Below are 16989 nucleotides of genomic sequence, written 5' to 3' on the forward strand. Positions count from 1 at the left end.
TCGGTCCCGAAAGTCCTGCTTTTCGTTTTACTCGCCTGTGTGCCGCAGGCTCATGTTCACTCCAATCAGGTTTAGTTTACTTCAGCAAACCTTACTAACTCAGTTTGTAATTCACAGTTCGCAATTAAAAACCGGAAACTGCCAACTGAAATTATTCTTGTCCGTAATAAGCATCAGTTCCATGCTTACGGTCATAATGTTTTTTAATCAGCGAGTTTTTTAACCTTGGCGCATTTGGGTTAATTTGTTGGGTTAACAATGCCATTTGCGCAGTATATTCTAAAACTGCACTATTATAAACTGCCTTTTCTGCTGTTTTGCCCCATGTAAAAGGAGCGTGGTTGCCCACCAAAATCATCTCCACTTCTTTGTAGCTTAAACCAAGCTCAATAAAATGATTAATAATTTGAAAACCAGTTTCATACTCATAATTTCCTTTAATCATTTCATCGGCCATTGGTGGCGCACAAGGAATATCTGTCGTTAAATGATCAGCATGGGTTGTGCCGTAAATGGGAATTGGCATTTGCGCTTGCGCCCACGATGTAGCGTAAGTGGAATGTGTATGAACAATGCCTGCAATTTCATTCCAGTTTTCGTACAAAACCGCATGTGTTTTAGTGTCTGATGATGGTCTTAAACTGCCTTCAACTATGTTGGCATCAAAATCTACCACAACCATTTTATCGGCTGTTAAATGCTCATAAGGAACGCCACTGGGCTTTATTGCAAAAACACCTTTAGCTTGATCTGCAGCACTTACATTACCAAAAGTAAAAAGCACCAAGTTTAATTTTGGCAATTGCATATTGGCTTCATAAGCCTGCTCTTTTATTTCCTGATAACTCATGATTGATAAGGTTTTACATCTCTTTTATTGTATTTTTCTATGTATCTGCCAAAGCCTAAATATTGCTCGTAATGTTCGCGGTACATTTTTTTGTTCTTAGCATTTGGTTTGTACTCTTTTTCGAAACCAGTACCCATTTTTTCCATCGCAACTTCTACAGTTGGATAAATACCAGCCGCAACTGCGGCAAACATTGCTGCACCTAAAGCGCATGTATGTTCAAAACGGTGAATGCGAATGGGCATTTCTAAAACATCGGCCATCATTTGCATAATGTAAGGCGATTTCTTAGCAACACCACCAATGCCAATAATTCCTTTTACAGGTACGCCTTCTTCTTTAAAACGATCTACAATGTTTTTGGCTCCAAAACAAGTTGCTTCGGCTAATGCCCTAAAAATACGCGGTGCATCAGTACCTAAACTTAAACCTTTTATGGCGCCTTTTAACTCTTGGTTGGCATCTGGCGTTCTTCTACCGTTTAACCAATCTAAAGCAAACTCTGCATCGTAATCTTCTGTTAATGCCGCGGCTTGCTCACTTAAAGTCGCAATAATTTTGCCTTCAATTTCTTCTTTTAGAGCAATGGCTGTTTGCTCATCTATTAATGTAGTTTGAGTAAGTAAATGATTTAAAGGCCAGCTAATTAAATTTTTAAACCAAGCATAAGTATCACCAAAAGCAGATTGGCCTGCTTCTAAACCAGCCATGTTCGGAATAACCGATCCATTTACTTGGCCGCAAATACCTTTAATTAATTTTCCGTCGATGTCTGTATTAGGAGCTACCAAAATATCGCAAGTACTGGTGCCCATTACTTTACTTAAATAATAGGGCTCAATTTGTCCGCCAACAGCGCCCATGTGAGCATCAAAAGCACCAACACCAACTACCACATCGGTGCTTAAACCTAAATGCGCTGCCCAGGCAGGACTTAAATTCCCGGCAACAACATCTGATGTGTAGGTTTCTTTAAATAATTTTTCTCTATATCCTTTTAGTAAGGGATCTAATTTAGCGAAGAAATTTTCTGGAGGTAAACCATCAAATTCCTCAGCCCATAAAGCTTTATGACCAGCGGCACAGCGGCTGCGTTTCATTTCCTTAACATCAGCAGCGCCAGTTAATAAAAATGGCACCCAATCGCAATGCTCTACCCAAGATGCGGTCGCCTTTCTCACATCTTTATCAACTCTAAGTACATGTAAAAGCTTTGCCCAAAACCATTCTGATGAGTAAGTTCCACCTACGTATTTTAGGTAGTTGGTTTTAAAACTTTTAACATGCGCATTAATTTCATTTGCCTCGCCAACAGAAGTATGGTCTTTCCAAAGTACAAACATGGCATTCGGATTTTCTTCAAATCCTGGGGTTAATGCCAATGGCACACCTTTTTCATCAACCGCAACCGGACTAGATCCGGTAGTATCTACAGAAATACCTCTTATTTGCTTTGCAATATGCTCACCGCCAGCTTTTTCTATACAATTTTTTATGGTTACAGTTAATCCTTCGATGTAATCTAGTGGATGTTGTCTGAACTGATTTTTAGATGGATTACAATATAAACCCTTTTGCCAGCGTGGGTAAAGGAATACTGAAGAGGAGATTTCGTTTCCGTTGGCTGTATCAACAATTACAGAACGTACTGAATCTGTTCCATAATCTACACCAATTACATAGTTTGCTTCGTTCATACAAGAAATTAATAAATGTCTAATTAACGTTTATTTATTTACAATTAAAAATTTATGTTCATTTTTCTTTTTTGAATCTTAAGCATTTAATGATTATGACTAATATTGTGCTATAATTTAGTGCTATGCAATCATCCATACTTATTATAGACGACGAAATTAAGATTAGAAGCCTGTTAGCTCGGATAATTGAGTTAGAAGGTTTTATAGTTTATCAGGCAGAAAATGCCAAAGAAGGCTTAAAAATAATTGCTAATCAAGATATTTTGGTTGTGGTAAGTGATGTTAAATTGCCCGATGCAAATGGAGTGGAGCTGGTTAAACAAATTAAAAATATCAAATCTTTTATAGAAATTATCAATTTAACTGCCTACGGAACAATAGCTGATGGTGTTTTAGCCATTAAGAATGGAGCATTTGATTATTTAACCAAAGGTGATGACAATGATAAAATTATCCCTCTGGTTTACAAGGCCATTGCAAAGGCAGAGTTGCAACATCGTGTTTATCAATTAGAGCATCAAATTGCGCATAAATATAGTTTTAAAACTGTTTTAGGTACTTCTAAACCTATTAAAGAAGCAATTGCATTGGCAGAAAAAGTTGCAGCTACCGATACTACTGTTTTATTATTAGGTGAAACGGGTACTGGAAAAGAGGTTTTTGCACAAGCAATACATTATGAAAGCCCAAGAAAAAATAAACCTTTCGTGGCATTAAACTGCAGTGGTTTTAGTCCTGAGTTATTAGAAAGTGAATTGTTTGGCTACAAAGCTGGTGCATTTACTGGAGCCAACAAAGACAAAAAAGGTTTGATGGAAGAAGCAAACGGAGGTACACTTTTTTTGGATGAAATAGGAGAGATGAACCTGGATTTGCAAGCCAAACTTTTACGCGTATTAGAAAACCAAACTTTTATAAAAATTGGTGCAACAACAACTCAACAAACTAACGTTAGAATTATTGCCGCCACCAATAGAGAGTTAAAACAAAGAGCTGATGCTGGAGATTTTAGGTTAGATTTATATTATCGTCTATCTGTTTTTACAATAAACTTACCATCGTTAGCAGAGCGAAAAGCGGATATTACTTTATTGGCTGAATATTATTTGAAAGAGTTTGGCAGGAAAGTAAATCGCCATGCGTTAAAAATGGATGAAAAGCTTTTGTTGGCATTAAATAAACACCAATGGAAAGGAAATATCAGGGAGCTAAAAAATGTAATTGAGCGCTTGGTAATTTTAGCAGATGGAGAACTCATCTCAACAGATCAATTGCCAAATGAGTTTTTTATAGATGCACCAAATGTGAATGCCTTCGATTTACAAACTATAGAAAAACAACACATACAAAAGGTATTATTACATACTAAAGGTAATAAAACTGAAACCGCTAGGTTATTAAATATCGGATTAACAACGTTATATAGAAAAATAGAAGAGTATCAGATCGGAGAGAATATTTAATCGAGTCGTCCTGCTGAGTTAATTTCAGTATCGTTATTGCATAACAGACCCTGAAATAAATTTAGGATGACGTTGTGTAAAAATAAATATACTATCCTTCCATAATGATAAAAACCTTTCCAAAATGGAAGGGTTTTTTTATGCTTAAGATTTATGGATTAACTGTAAATATCTGTTTTTCAATTATTTGAATTAGTTTACAATCTGTTGGATTAACAATTGGTATGGGGTACGAAATTAATTACTATATGTATACAATTGTTTTATTGCTCACCTTAATTGCCTTATGCTGGATCATCTATAAATCCATCAATTGGTTCGAAGAAATCTAATCTTATGTTGGCACTATTTATCATTTCAATTGCCGTATTCCTTTACATGGTTTACGTGCTTATTAAACCAGAAAATTTTTAACCCCTAAAGGAGAAAAAAAATTAAAAAAAAATGAATACTGAATTTTTAGGCATCATTGCCACATTCTTACTAACGCTTATAATTGCTATTCCACTTGGAAAGTATTTGGCAAAAGTATTTGCAGGAGAAAAGGTCTGGACAGACTTTCTTAAACCAATTGAAAATATAATCTACAAACTTTCTGGCATCAATCCGAAAGAACAAATGGATTGGAAACAACATTTAAAAGCCCTATTGCTAATTAACTCAGTTTGGTTAATTTATGGTTTTTTTGTGTTGCTGTATCAAGATCGTTTGCCAAACAATCCGGATGGTAACCCAGGCATGACGCCAGATTTGGCCTTTAACACCATTATCAGTTTTGTAGCCAATTGCAATTTACAACATTATTCTGGCGAAAGTGGTGTAAGCTACCTCAGTCAGCAATTTGTGTTAATGTTTTTGCAATTTGTAAGTGCTGCAACAGGTATTGCTGCTGCAGTGGTTTTGTTTAAAGCTTTTAGAGATAAAACATCAACCTTTTTGGGTAATTTTTGGGAGTTTTTTGTAAAAGCAATTACTCGTTTATTATTGCCGCTTTCTATTGTTATTGCTTTGCTTTTAACGTTTAATGGAACGCCAGCAAGCTATGAAGGAAAAGATCAGTTTTTATCAATGCAGGGCGATACAGTTAATGTGTCTCGAGGTCCGGCTGCGCAAATGATTGCCATTAAACATTTAGGTACAAATGGTGGTGGTTATTTTGGTGTTAACTCCGCACATCCATTAGAAAATCCAAGTTATTTTACCAATATGATAGAGATGATTGCACAAACAATTATCCCAATTGCGATGGTAATTTGTTTCGGTTATTTCATCAGACGTAGAAAATTAGGTTGGATGATTTTCGGTGTAATGACAATTGGCATGCTGCTCTTGATGATCCCAACACTAACCTCAGAGTTAAATGGTAACCCTGCATTGGCAAAATTGGGTATTTCGCAAACTACTGGCGCAATGGAAGGTAAAGAAGTAAGATTTGGACCAGCGGCAACAGCTTACTGGAGTACTTTAACCACCATCATTTCTACTGGTTCGGTAAACGGAATGCATGATAGTACAATGCCTTTAACTGGCTTGTGGCAATTGTTAGGTATGATGATTAATGGTTTGTATGGTGGTTGCGGAGTTGGGATTTTGAATTATTTCATTTACCTCATTATAGCTGTATTTATTTCTGGCTTAATGGTAGGTAGAACGCCAGAATTTTTAGGTCATAAAGTAGAAGCAAGAGAGATCAAAATTGCGGCATTAATTACCTTACTAAGTCCTTTTTTAATATTAGCAGGTACTGTATTGGCATCTTACACTTTTACAAATAATGGTAATGCAGATTGGGCAGTTCAACCGCAAAATTGGCTCAACAACCCTGGCTTTCATGGTTTCTCAGAAATGTTGTATGAAGTAACTTCTTCAAATGCCAACAACGGTTCTGGTTTCGAAGGTTTGGGTGATAACAATATGTTCTGGAATATTTTAACTGGCGTAATTATTTTTCTTGGTCGTTTTTTACCAATTATTGGTCCCATTGCTATAGCAGGTTTATTGGCTAAAAAGAAATTTATACCAGAGAGTGCAGGTACTTTAAAAACAGATACTAAAACATTTGCTTTAATGACATTTGCCGTGATTTTGGTATTAAATGCTCTTTCTTACTTCCCAGCTTTAGCATTAGGCCCAATTGCAGAATATTTTACGATGTTAAAATAAAAATGTCACATTGAGCCTGTCGAAATGCTTTTACAACACCTTCGACAAGCTCAGGATGACAACTAACTTATAATAAAAATGAAATCAACAAAATTATTTGAGCCTGCACAAGTTAAATCAGCGCTCGTACAATCTTTCATTAAACTAGATCCTAGGTTAATGATCAAAAATCCGGTTATGTTTACGGTAGAGATAGGTACTGTAATTATGGCATATGTGACCATCTACTCCATATTTAATATTGGAGAAGGCTCAGCACTTTATAATTTATCCATATTTATGGTTTTATTATTAACTGTTTTGTTCGCCAATTTCGCCGAAGCCATTGCCGAGGCGAGAGGTAAAGCACAGGCAGACAGTTTACGTAAAACTAGGGAAGAAACACCAGCCAAAGTGATTTTAGCAGATGGTGGATTTGAAATTCTTTCTTCTAATACCTTGAAAAAAGGAGATGTTTTTATCTGCGAAGCTGGAGACATTATTCCGACGGATGGAGAAATTATTGAAGGAATTGCTACTATAGATGAGTCGGCAATTACAGGTGAATCGGCGACAGTAATACGTGAGTCAGGCGGAGATAAATCTTCTGTTACAGGTGGTACCAAAGTATTATCAGACGAAATTAAAGTACAAGTTACAACCGCACCTGGTGAAAGTTTCTTAGACAAAATGATTGCCTTGGTAGAAGGTGCATCTAGACAGAAATCGCCCAACGAAATTGCCTTAACCATACTTTTGGCAAGTTTTACATTAGTTTTTATTATCGTTTGTGTAACTCTGAAACCATTTTCAGCTTATGCCAATACGCCAATCACTATTGCTGCATTAATTTCATTGTTTGTATGTTTAATTCCAACCACAATTGGCGGTTTGTTATCTGCTATCGGCATTGCCGGTATGGATAGAGCATTAAGAGCCAACGTAATTACCAAATCTGGTAAAGCGGTAGAAACTGCTGGTGATATTGATGTTTTGCTATTGGATAAAACGGGAACCATCACTATTGGTAACCGCAAAGCGACTAATTTTTATCCAACTGAGGGTGTTGATCCGAAAATGTTTATTGATGCCTGTGTATTAAGTTCTTTAGCTGATGAAACTCCAGAAGGAAAATCGATTATTGAATTAGCCAGAGGAGATGAAAGTAAAGTTTTAGAAACCGCACCTTCGGGATCTGAATTCATCAAATTTACAGCCGAAACCCGATCAAGTGGTATAGATACTGTTGATGGCAGAAGAATTAGAAAAGGTGCTTTTGATTCAATGAAAAATATAGTTCAAAATGCAGGCAACATATTTCCAATTGATATTGAGGAGAAAGTAAAATTTATCGCCTCTAATGGCGGAACACCTTTGGTGGTTACCGAAAACGAAAAAGCTTTAGGAGTAATCGAACTACAGGATATTATTAAACCTGGTATTAGCGAACGTTTTGAGCGCTTACGTAAAATGGGTGTTAAAACAGTAATGGTTACTGGAGATAATCCTTTAACTGCTAAATACATTGCAGAAAAAGCTGGTGTAGATGATTTTATCGCGGAAGCAAAACCTGAAGATAAAATGAACTACATTAAAAATGAGCAAAACTTAGGTAAGTTGGTTGCAATGATGGGCGATGGTACTAATGATGCGCCGGCATTGGCTCAGGCTGATGTTGGTGTAGCTATGAATAGTGGTACACAAGCTGCAAAAGAAGCTGGTAACATGGTTGATTTGGACAACGATCCAACCAAATTGATAGAGATTGTCGAGATTGGCAAGCAGTTATTAATTACCAGAGGTACTTTGACTACTTTTTCAATCGCAAATGATGTTGCTAAGTATTTTGCTATTGTACCGGCACTTTTTATCGCATCTATACCCGCTTTACAAAGCTTAAATGTGATGGGTTTGCATACACCAGAAAGTGCCATCATGTCTGCTGTTATTTTTAATGCGATCATTATTCCAATCTTAATTCCATTAGCGCTTAAAGGTGTGGCTTATAAACCAATAGGAGCTACAGCTTTACTAAGGAGAAATCTATTTATATATGGTATTGGTGGAGTTGTAGCACCTTTTATAGGTATTAAATTGATCGATCTATTAGTAGGCTTGTTTGTGTAAACGACTTTGTCATTCTGATCCGCAACGGCGGAGAAGAATCTTAATGTTAGATGTTTCAATAAGCTCAGGACGGCAACAAAAAATATTAAATATAAGTAAACATTCATCTTAGAGATCCTTCGCTTCGCTCTGGATGACAAAAATTTAAAATAAAATGAAAAAAAATATCATTCAATCTCTTCGCTTAACATTAGTGTTATTAGTGTTGTTATGCGTCATCTATCCAATCAGCATTGCTTTAGCTGGTAAATTTAGTAAAGGCAACGGTGGTGGAGAAAAAATCACCAAAAATGGACAAGTTGTCGGTTATGCTTTATTGGGTCAATCATTTACTAAACCAGAGTACTTTTGGGGTAGGCCGTCGGCTGTAAATTACAATGCAGCAGGTTCTGGTGGTTCAAATAAAGGACCATCAAATCCTGATTATTTAAAAGAAGTTTTAAATAGAATAGATACGCTTTTGAAATATAATCCGAGCATTAAAAAAGCTGATATACCTTCAGATATGGTAACCGCATCAGGCAGCGGATTGGACCCAAATATTTCAGAGCAAGGAGCAATCATTCAAATTAAAAGAATTGCAGCTTATCGTAAAATTGACGAAAGAAAAGTTGCAGAATTGGTTGTAAAAAACACACAACAACCATTGTTAGGTCTTTTTGGTCCAACTTCTGTTAATGTGTTAAAGCTTAATTTGGCATTAGATGAGCTTTAATTTTTTTATGCTGACGAAGGAATAAACTCGGCAATAAAACCTCCGACAAACTCTGGATTACAAAACAAATTAAAATCTGTGTAATCACCTTAAATCTGTGAAATCAAACGCAAAGCGGAAAATACTCACTCAATTTGAGATCCTTCGCTGCACTCTGGATGACAAAACAAATAAAAATCTGTGTAATCACCTCAATTGTGAAATCAATATAAAAAAATGAAAAAACTAATCATAGCAGCTGTAGCTTTATTAACAGCAACAAACTTACAAGCGCAAGAAACATCAAAAATAAAAGTAACTGGTTATTTAGAAACCTATTATAATTACGATTTTAATAAACCAGCAGACAATAATCGCCCTTCATTTATTTACTCACATAACCGACATAATGAAGTAAATTTAAATCTTGGTTTTATAAAAGCCAATTACGAAAGCGAAATTGTTCGGGCAAACATCGCCCTAATGGCTGGAACTTATACCAATGCAAACTTAGCGGCTGAACCTGGTGTTTTAAAAAATATATTTGAAGCCAATGCAGGTTTAAAGTTGAGTAAAACTGATAATTTATGGTTAGATGCAGGAATTTTCTCATCGCACATTGGTTTTGAAAGCGCTATTAGTAAAGATTGTTGGGTGCTAACAAGAAATATTGTTTCAGAAAATACTCCTTATTATGAAGCTGGAGCTAAATTAACATATGGCACAGCCGATGGAAAATTAACTGCAACAGTTTTATACTTAAATGGATGGCAAAAAATTAAAAGATTGGATGGCAACGGCAAACCTGCCGGAGGTGTGCAAATAACTGTTAAACCAAGCTCGAAACTTACATTAAATTACAGCAATTATTTAGGTAAAGAAGGGGAGAATGCAGTTGCGGTTATTAGGTTATATCATAATTTTTATGCTGTGGCTCAATTAACAGACAAATTTGGTGTAACTGCTGGCTTCGATTATGGTACGCAGCAAAAAGTTAAAGGACAATCTGCTAATAGCGAAGTAATTTCTCCAGTTTTAATAGCTCAATACAAGTTAAATCCAAAATGGGCTGTTGCTGGTAGAGCCGAATATTACCAAGACAAAGACGGTGTTTTTATCACCACTGGCACTACAAATGGATTTAAAACCACTGGATATTCGTTAAACTTAGATTATTTGCCCATCAGCAATGCTGTAGTAAGATTAGAAGGAAAAGTTTACGATAGCAAAGACAAAATTTTTATAAGAGATTTAAGCAATGTTAACCATAATGCAAGTTTAACGGCAAGTATCGCAGTTTCTTTTTAAGTTAGTCCGAAAGTCCGGAAGATGTCTGAACTCAAAAGAGATGTCATCCTGAGCGTAGTCGAAGGAAATCTTTCGATGTTTTTACAAAATTAAAATGGTCTTCGACTACGCTCAGACTGACATTATCACTTTTGTATGTTGAATTGGGCAGAGTAATTAAAAAACTGCCAATTCTAAAATCGTTGTAATCAATTTATATGAATGATGTAAAAGATTTTCTTGAACTGGTTAAAAAAAACCGAAGAGGTAAATTAAAAATTTACATCGGTATGAGTGCTGGTGTAGGTAAAACTTATAGAATGCTCCAAGAAGCACATTCACTTTTACGCAACAATGTTGATGTTAAAATCGGTTATATAGAAACACACCTTAGGGAAGAAACTCATGCACTACTGGCTGGATTGCCAGTTATTGCCAGAAAGAAGATTTTTTACAAAGCCAAGGAGCTAGAAGAAATGGATGTTCAAGGGATTATCAATGCACATCCAGAAGTTGTAATTGTGGACGAATTGGCACATACCAATGTAGAAGGAAGTAAAAATGCAAAGCGTTGGCAAGATGTTTTAGATATTTTAGAAACGGGGATTAGTGTAATTTCTGCGGTAAATATCCAGCATTTAGAAAGTATAAACGAAGAAATAGAACAGATTACAAGTATTGCCATTACAGAGCGAATTCCTGATAAGATTTTAGAAATTGCGGATGAAATTGTAAACATCGATTTAACTGCCGATGAATTGCTAAACCGCTTAAAAGAGGGTAAAATTTACAAAGCCAATAAAATTGAACAGGCATTAAATAATTTTTTTAAGCCCGAGAAAATACTTCAGCTTAGAGAATTGGCGCTAAAAGAAGTTGCTCATCAGGTAGAACGAAAAATTAATATCGAGGTGCCAAAAAAGATTAAGCTTAGGCAAGAACGTTTTTTAGCTTGTATCTCATCTAACCAAGAAACAGCAAAAGTGGTAATAAGAAAAACAGCCCGTTTAGCTTCCTATTATCATTCGCCATGGTTGGTGCTGTATGTGCAAAACAGTGGCGAAACAGCCGATAAAATTAACTTAGCTAAACAACGTCATCTGCTTAACAATTTAAAATTGGCTACAGAGTTAGGCGCAGAAGTTGTTAAAATTAAAAGCAACGAGATTACTAAAACCATCATTAACTTTGCGGTGGAAAGAGAAATAACTACCATTTGTATTGGTAAACCACATTTTAATCTTTTCAGATTAATTTTAAGCACTAGTGTGTTTAATCAATTGTTAAAAGCCATGGCAAAAACTGACACGGATTTAGTTATTTTATCTTAGCAATTGCTGTTTATGATGTCAAATCTTAAACCACAGATGAAATGGATGAACACGGATAAAATTAAATCTGTGTTTATCTGTGCGCATCTGTGGTTAATTTAAATTAAAATCAAATGAACATTAAAACAAAACTCAGACTTGGCTTCGGATTTCTCTTTTTGGTAATTATTGGCTTTGGAGGCATTTCTTTATACCACATTAATGAAATAGCCAATAGATCTAAAGTTATTTTAAAAGATAATTACAAATCACTAACTTACGTAAACGATATGCGTTCGGCCTTGGACAGTGAAAACGGCGACATCAATGTAAATAATGCCGTACAATTTGAAAAAAAGCTAAAGCTGGAAGAAAATAACATCACCGAAAGGGGAGAAGAAAAAGCTGTAAAAGATTTACGAAATGCATTTAACACGCTTAAAAATTCTTCAGCTTCATTGGCTACTAGAGCAGAAGCGCTTAATCAAATTAGATTTCAATTGAGAAATATTGATCAAATGAACATGGATGCCATTGTGAGGAAAAACAACGATGCGCAACAGTCTACAGAAAAAGCTACAGTTTATTTAAGTGTAACAGCTTTTGTAAGTTTTTTAATCTTATTCACCTTCATTGTAAACTTTCCTAGTTTTATTGCCAATCCTTTAAAAGAATTGTTAGATGGAATTAAAGAAATCAGCCGTAAAAACTATAGGCAAAAACTAGAATTTAAAGGCAACGATGAGTTTAGCGAGTTGGCTTTAGCCTTTAACAAAATGGCACTTGAGTTACGAAATTGGGACAACTCTAATGTAGCTAAACTTATTTCAGAAAAACAGCGTATAGAAACCATCATTGAGCAGATGCAGGATGCGATTATTGGCTTAAACGAGCAACAGGAAATCTTGTTTCTGAATAAAGTGGCCAGTGAGCTTTTAAATTTAAATGCAGAAAATGTACTCGGACAAAACGCAAAAGCTTTAGCCAAAAAAAATGATTTGCTGAACAGATTATTATTTGAGCAAATAGGTGAGGAGCCAGTTAAAATTTTCGCTAATAATAAAGAATCGTACTTTACTTTAGAGGGCAGAGAAATCATTATTCCAAATTTTGAGGAACCAAACGAGCAGGCATTAATAACCTCTGGCAAATCGGCAGGCAAAGTTTATATCCTTAAAAATATCACTAAGTTTAAAGAATTAGATGAAGCAAAAACCAACTTCATCGCTACCGTATCTCATGAGCTAAAAACCCCGTTATCATCTATAAAAATGAGCTTAAAACTGCTTAATGATAAACGGGTAGGAGTTTTAAATGATGAGCAAAATCAGCTCCTAAATCATATTAACGAAGATAGTGAGCGGTTGTTAAAAATTACCAGTGAACTTTTAGATTTGGCTCAGGTAGAAACAGGCAACCTACAATTAAATATCGTTAAAACTAACCCAATTGAAATTGTAAACTTTGCGCTTGATGCTGTTCGTTTGCAAGCTGCGCAGAAAGGAATTGAATTGGTATTTAATAATGTAAATCACCTGCCATTTGTAAATGCAGATGTGCAAAAAACAGCTTGGGTGTTGGTCAATTTTCTGTCTAATGCCTTAAGGTACAGCGCTGCAAAATCTAAAATTATCATTGCTGTTTCTGAAACGGCTAAATTTATCACCTTCTCGGTAAAAGATTTCGGAAAAGGTATAGAGGAGCAGTACCAGCAGCACCTATTCGATCGCTATTATCAAGTGCCAACAGATGGGCAAAACAAATCTGGTTCTGGTTTAGGTTTAGCAATTGCTAAAGATTTTATCGAAGCCGAAAATGGCAAAATAGGGTTAGAAAGTGCAATGGGTGAAGGAAGTACTTTTTATTTTACCTTGCCAATTTCTTAAAAATCAATTTTATCATGTTTAAATATTAAATTTTATTGTAAATTAAAAATTTGATTTCTACATTTATATTGCTGCGCTATTAACAGCTTTTATGGTCAATAAACGCCTCTATATTTTATTTTTTCTGTTAATTTGGTGTTTTCAATTAAAAGCGCAAGAGCCAAAACCTATCAATATAAAAGGTACAGATTCTGTTAAGAAAAGCCTAATTGAAAAGCTCAATAAGCTTGGTGCAGCAGAAGCCAAAAGAAGTGCTGTTAAATTTCAAGAATCTAAAGATGCCATTCAGCAAGAACGCCTATTAGAAGAAATTAAATCAACTACCTTAAAATCTAAAGCGTTTATAAAACAGGTTTTAGATACCACAGTAGTAAATGCCGAAGTAAATAAAATTAAAAATTGGTATCAGATTGCTGGCGATGGGATATTTACCAATAAAGGGACTTCAAATACTTTTCGTAACTTATCTACTACATCTAAACTGTTGTTGGAGTTATTAAAAAGAGTTAACCATACTAAAAAGCAAATCGATTTGCAAGAGAAAAGCTTGGTTAACTTTAGGTTTAAAATAGATTCGCTCTCTAGTGATCCAATTCTTTATACTTTTTCTTCAGATACGGTTGCCACAAAAGAGTACCTCAATAAAATGAGGGTCATTGTTTATGAAATTTCGCCTGTTGATACGGCCTTAAAAAATCAAATTACCAATATTAGAAAAATGCAATATAAAGTTGATCTTCTAGAAAATCAACTGGCTATTAAATTGGAAGAAATTGATGTTTACCAGAAAAAATTATCTTCAGCATCATTAAATAGAGAATTTAAAAATATCAACGATAGTGTAAGTTACGCCCGACCAATTAAAGAAATTTTACATTTTTCTTTGCTTAAAGGAGAGTTGATTTTGGCATTTTATATTGCTAATAATTTGGGTAAAATAGCATCCTTATTTATTTTAATTGGTATTGCAACGTTATTTTTAACCAGCTTAAAGCGAACCTTAGTATCCGAAAAATTAATGCAGGATGATTTTGCTGGTCAATTGGTTTTTAGGTATCCGTTGCTTTCTGCATTAGTGATCGTTCCAAGCATTTTTCAGTTCTTGTTTATCGATCCTCCATTTATACTAAGCGCTATTTTGTGGGTGGTAGCTGCGGTATCGCTAAGCTTTATTTTTCACCGATTTATTACCAAATATTGGATGATATTTTGGTTAATCATTGTAGCTTTATTTGTATTGGCAACAGCCGATAATTTAATTTTACAAGCTTCACGCACCGAAAGGTATTTAATGATTGTTTTGGCCAGTATTGGCTTTTTGTATGGTTTGTGGATATTAAGCAAAGGAGCCAAGCAAGAGTTAAAAGAGAAACTGATTTTATATTTCATCCTTATTTTAGTAGTGTTTGAGCTGGGCTCTGTAGTTGCAAATGTTTTTGGAAGATACAATTTGGCTAAATCTTTACTAATTGGCGGTTTTGTAAATATCGTTATCGGGATCTTATTTTTATGGAGCGTTAGATTGATAAACGAAACTTTAGCATTAGCTACTCGAGTATATACCAAACAAGAAAGAAAGTTATTCTACATCAATTTTAAATTGGTGGGCGAAAAAATCCATTATCTATTTTATTTCCCATTGATTATTGGTTGGTTGATTTTGTTGGGCAGAAATTTTTATGCTTTTAAACTCTTTACCGATCCACTTAAAAACTTTTTTACCGTAGAGCGCACCTTAGGCAGTTATGTATTTACCGTTTACGATTTGCTTATCTTCTTTGTGATTTTGGCCGGTGCAGTGCTGATCTCTAAAATTGTTTCCTTTTTTGCATCAGATAAACCGCATGAGCATGCATCTAATAAGGAACGTAAAGCCGGCTTAGGAAGTTGGATTTTATTGATCCGAGTATTAATTATCAGTTTAGGCGTATTATTAGCACTTGCAGCTGCTGGTTTTCCTATGGAAAAAATTACCCTGGTTATTGGAGCCTTAGGGGTAGGTATAGGGTTTGGCTTACAAACCATTGTAAATAATCTCGTTAGTGGATTAATTATTGCTTTCGAGAAACCAGTTAATGTAGGTGATATGGTAGAAATTGCCGGACAATCTGGAACTGTAAAATCAATTGGATTTAGAAGCAGTATCATCTCTAAATTAGACGGAGCAGATGTTGTGATCCCTAATGGTGATTTACTTAATGCGCATTTGGTAAACTGGACTTTAGCCGGCAATCGCAAGCAGATTTCTATTGCATTTAGCGTAGCACATGGCACCGATTTAGCAAATGTTAAATCGCTTTTATCAGCTTTGCTGGATGAAGATGAGCGTATCCTTAAAAATCCAAATCCATCAGTTGTTTTTCAAGATTTTAGTGTGAATGGGATAGAGGTGAAACTGTTTTTTTGGATTAGAGATTTAAAAGAAGGCGGTTCTGTTAAAAGCGATATCATTAATGACATTGATGCTATTTTTAAAACCCATAAAATTGTAATCCCGCTACCACAGCAGGTTGTTCATTTTTATGATGAAGGGAAGAAAAAGCTCGTCGATAGGAAGGGTAATGAGTAAGCAACGGAGTTTAAATCAATTTTACTCGCAACAGGTTCTTTTTGAGAACTAGCGGCCAAGAAAAGTTTCAAAATGTAGAAACAATTTTGATTAATTATACTTATTTCTCGGTTTTCTCAAACAAAAGGAAATGTTGCAAAGGTAAAAAGGTGCCGTTTTTAACCAATTTAAAACCATTGGCCGCAAGCTCTTTTTTAGCTTGCTTAACACTCATTTTATGTTCAGGTTTAATCGCAACGGTGGGATCTTCCTCTTTATACTCCAATAGTAACAACTGTCCATTGGGTTTAAGGGCTTTTTTTAATTCCAATAGATAAGCTTCGGGATGTTGTAACTCGTGATAAACATCTACCATGAATGCCAAATCAATAGAGTTAGCTGGTAAATTTGGCGATTTTTCTGTTCCCTCAATTACTTCAACATTCGTCAGCCTCTCGTCTGATGCCTTTTTCTTCAAATAAGCAATGGCGTCATTTTGAATTTCTACGGCATAAACTTTCCCTTTTGGAAGTCGCTGGGCAACCCTAAAAGTGTAAAAACCAGATCCTGCACCAATATCTGCAACTACACTATTGCTTTTAAGTGGGAGAGAAGCCAAGGCCAAATTCGTGTTTTCTTCGGCTGTTCTAGTATCGCGTTCTAACCATTCAACACCCTCAAAACTCATTACATGCGCAATTTCTCTGCCCATGTAAACTTTACCAGTTCCATTGGCAGATGGCTTTTTGGAAGTGTATGGCGATTTCTCTTGGGCACAAGCCGAGTTTATCGCTATCAATAAACAAAATGGGATTAAAAAATCTGAAATTCTCATAAAGCTTTAGTTTATAAAGAATGAACGAAAAGGAGAGGAATAAAGTTTAGTTTGATTGCTTTTTATTAAACTTTAACTACATGTTTATATAAGAAGCTTTGCAAACACGTTTTTAACAAAAAAGCCCTCAACTTTTGTTAAGGGCTT

At 35.2% G+C, this 16989-nt stretch carries 11 protein-coding genes; 8 read left to right on the forward strand and 3 right to left on the reverse strand.

What is annotated here, in order from left to right:
* Positions 1-151: 151 nt before the first annotated feature.
* Both AC07XU_RS13415 and AC07XU_RS13420 read right to left on the reverse strand, forming a co-directional pair.
* Positions 152-850, reverse strand: coding sequence for an L-ribulose-5-phosphate 4-epimerase (locus AC07XU_RS13415; RefSeq protein WP_494944136.1), 699 nt, complete (start codon positions 848-850; stop codon positions 152-154).
* Entirely contained in the window at positions 847-2547 is a 1701-nt protein-coding gene (locus tag AC07XU_RS13420) for a ribulokinase (protein ID WP_494944137.1), read from the reverse strand. Before AC07XU_RS13420 ends, AC07XU_RS13415 begins: the two co-directional genes overlap by 4 nt.
* 125 nt (positions 2548-2672) lie before the next feature.
* Here AC07XU_RS13420 and AC07XU_RS13425 point away from each other — a divergent pair, with 125 nt between their 5' ends.
* From AC07XU_RS13425 to AC07XU_RS13460, 8 genes are all read left to right on the forward strand, one after another.
* Positions 2673-4013 carry a sigma-54-dependent transcriptional regulator gene (locus AC07XU_RS13425; RefSeq protein ID WP_494944138.1) on the forward strand — a complete coding sequence of 447 codons (1341 nt, stop codon included), beginning with the start codon at positions 2673-2675 and terminating at the stop codon, positions 4011-4013.
* Positions 4014-4457: 444 nt separating this feature from the next.
* A complete protein-coding gene (kdpA, locus tag AC07XU_RS13430; protein WP_494944139.1) occupies positions 4458-6176 on the forward strand; it encodes a potassium-transporting ATPase subunit KdpA in 1719 nt (572 codons plus the stop codon).
* 78 nt (positions 6177-6254) lie between these two features.
* On the forward strand, positions 6255-8282 hold the full coding sequence (gene kdpB, locus AC07XU_RS13435; RefSeq protein WP_494944140.1) for a potassium-transporting ATPase subunit KdpB: 2028 nt from the start codon (positions 6255-6257) through the stop codon (positions 8280-8282).
* Positions 8283-8436: 154 nt separating this feature from the next.
* Positions 8437-8997: a K(+)-transporting ATPase subunit C gene (locus AC07XU_RS13440; RefSeq protein ID WP_494944141.1), complete on the forward strand. Its 561-nt coding sequence runs from the start codon at positions 8437-8439 to the stop codon at positions 8995-8997.
* Between the two features lie 216 nt (positions 8998-9213).
* A complete protein-coding gene (locus AC07XU_RS13445) occupies positions 9214-10284 on the forward strand; it encodes a porin (protein WP_494944142.1) in 1071 nt (356 codons plus the stop codon).
* Between the two features lie 197 nt (positions 10285-10481).
* Positions 10482-11594, forward strand: coding sequence for a sensor protein KdpD (locus tag AC07XU_RS13450; protein ID WP_494944143.1), 1113 nt, complete (start codon positions 10482-10484; stop codon positions 11592-11594).
* Between the two features lie 113 nt (positions 11595-11707).
* Positions 11708-13459 (forward strand): HAMP domain-containing sensor histidine kinase, encoded by a 1752-nt coding sequence (locus tag AC07XU_RS13455; protein WP_494944144.1) that lies wholly within the window; start codon positions 11708-11710, stop codon positions 13457-13459.
* A 91-nt stretch (positions 13460-13550) separates the two neighbouring features.
* Entirely contained in the window at positions 13551-16028 is a 2478-nt protein-coding gene (locus AC07XU_RS13460) for a mechanosensitive ion channel family protein (protein ID WP_494944145.1), read from the forward strand.
* Positions 16029-16128: 100 nt separating this feature from the next.
* Here AC07XU_RS13460 and AC07XU_RS13465 read toward each other — a convergent pair whose 3' ends face one another.
* A complete protein-coding gene (locus AC07XU_RS13465) occupies positions 16129-16842 on the reverse strand; it encodes a class I SAM-dependent methyltransferase (RefSeq protein WP_494944146.1) in 714 nt (237 codons plus the stop codon).
* Positions 16843-16989: the final 147 nt, after the last annotated feature.

Source organism: Pedobacter sp. GW456-11-11-14-TSB4, assembly GCF_059424425.1.

Coding starts and splice junctions, on each gene's coding strand:
- AC07XU_RS13415 (WP_494944136.1), bottom strand. CDS start 850: ATGAGTTATCAGGAAATAAAAGAGCAGGCTTATGAAGCCAATATGCAA.
- AC07XU_RS13445 (WP_494944142.1), top strand. CDS start 9,214: ATGAAAAAACTAATCATAGCAGCTGTAGCTTTATTAACAGCAACAAAC.
- AC07XU_RS13450 (WP_494944143.1), top strand. CDS start 10,482: ATGAATGATGTAAAAGATTTTCTTGAACTGGTTAAAAAAAACCGAAGA.
- AC07XU_RS13455 (WP_494944144.1), top strand. CDS start 11,708: ATGAACATTAAAACAAAACTCAGACTTGGCTTCGGATTTCTCTTTTTG.
- kdpA (WP_494944139.1), top strand. CDS start 4,458: ATGAATACTGAATTTTTAGGCATCATTGCCACATTCTTACTAACGCTT.
- AC07XU_RS13465 (WP_494944146.1), bottom strand. CDS start 16,842: ATGAGAATTTCAGATTTTTTAATCCCATTTTGTTTATTGATAGCGATA.
- AC07XU_RS13420 (WP_494944137.1), bottom strand. CDS start 2,547: ATGAACGAAGCAAACTATGTAATTGGTGTAGATTATGGAACAGATTCA.
- AC07XU_RS13425 (WP_494944138.1), top strand. CDS start 2,673: ATGCAATCATCCATACTTATTATAGACGACGAAATTAAGATTAGAAGC.
- AC07XU_RS13440 (WP_494944141.1), top strand. CDS start 8,437: ATGAAAAAAAATATCATTCAATCTCTTCGCTTAACATTAGTGTTATTA.
- kdpB (WP_494944140.1), top strand. CDS start 6,255: ATGAAATCAACAAAATTATTTGAGCCTGCACAAGTTAAATCAGCGCTC.
- AC07XU_RS13460 (WP_494944145.1), top strand. CDS start 13,551: ATGGTCAATAAACGCCTCTATATTTTATTTTTTCTGTTAATTTGGTGT.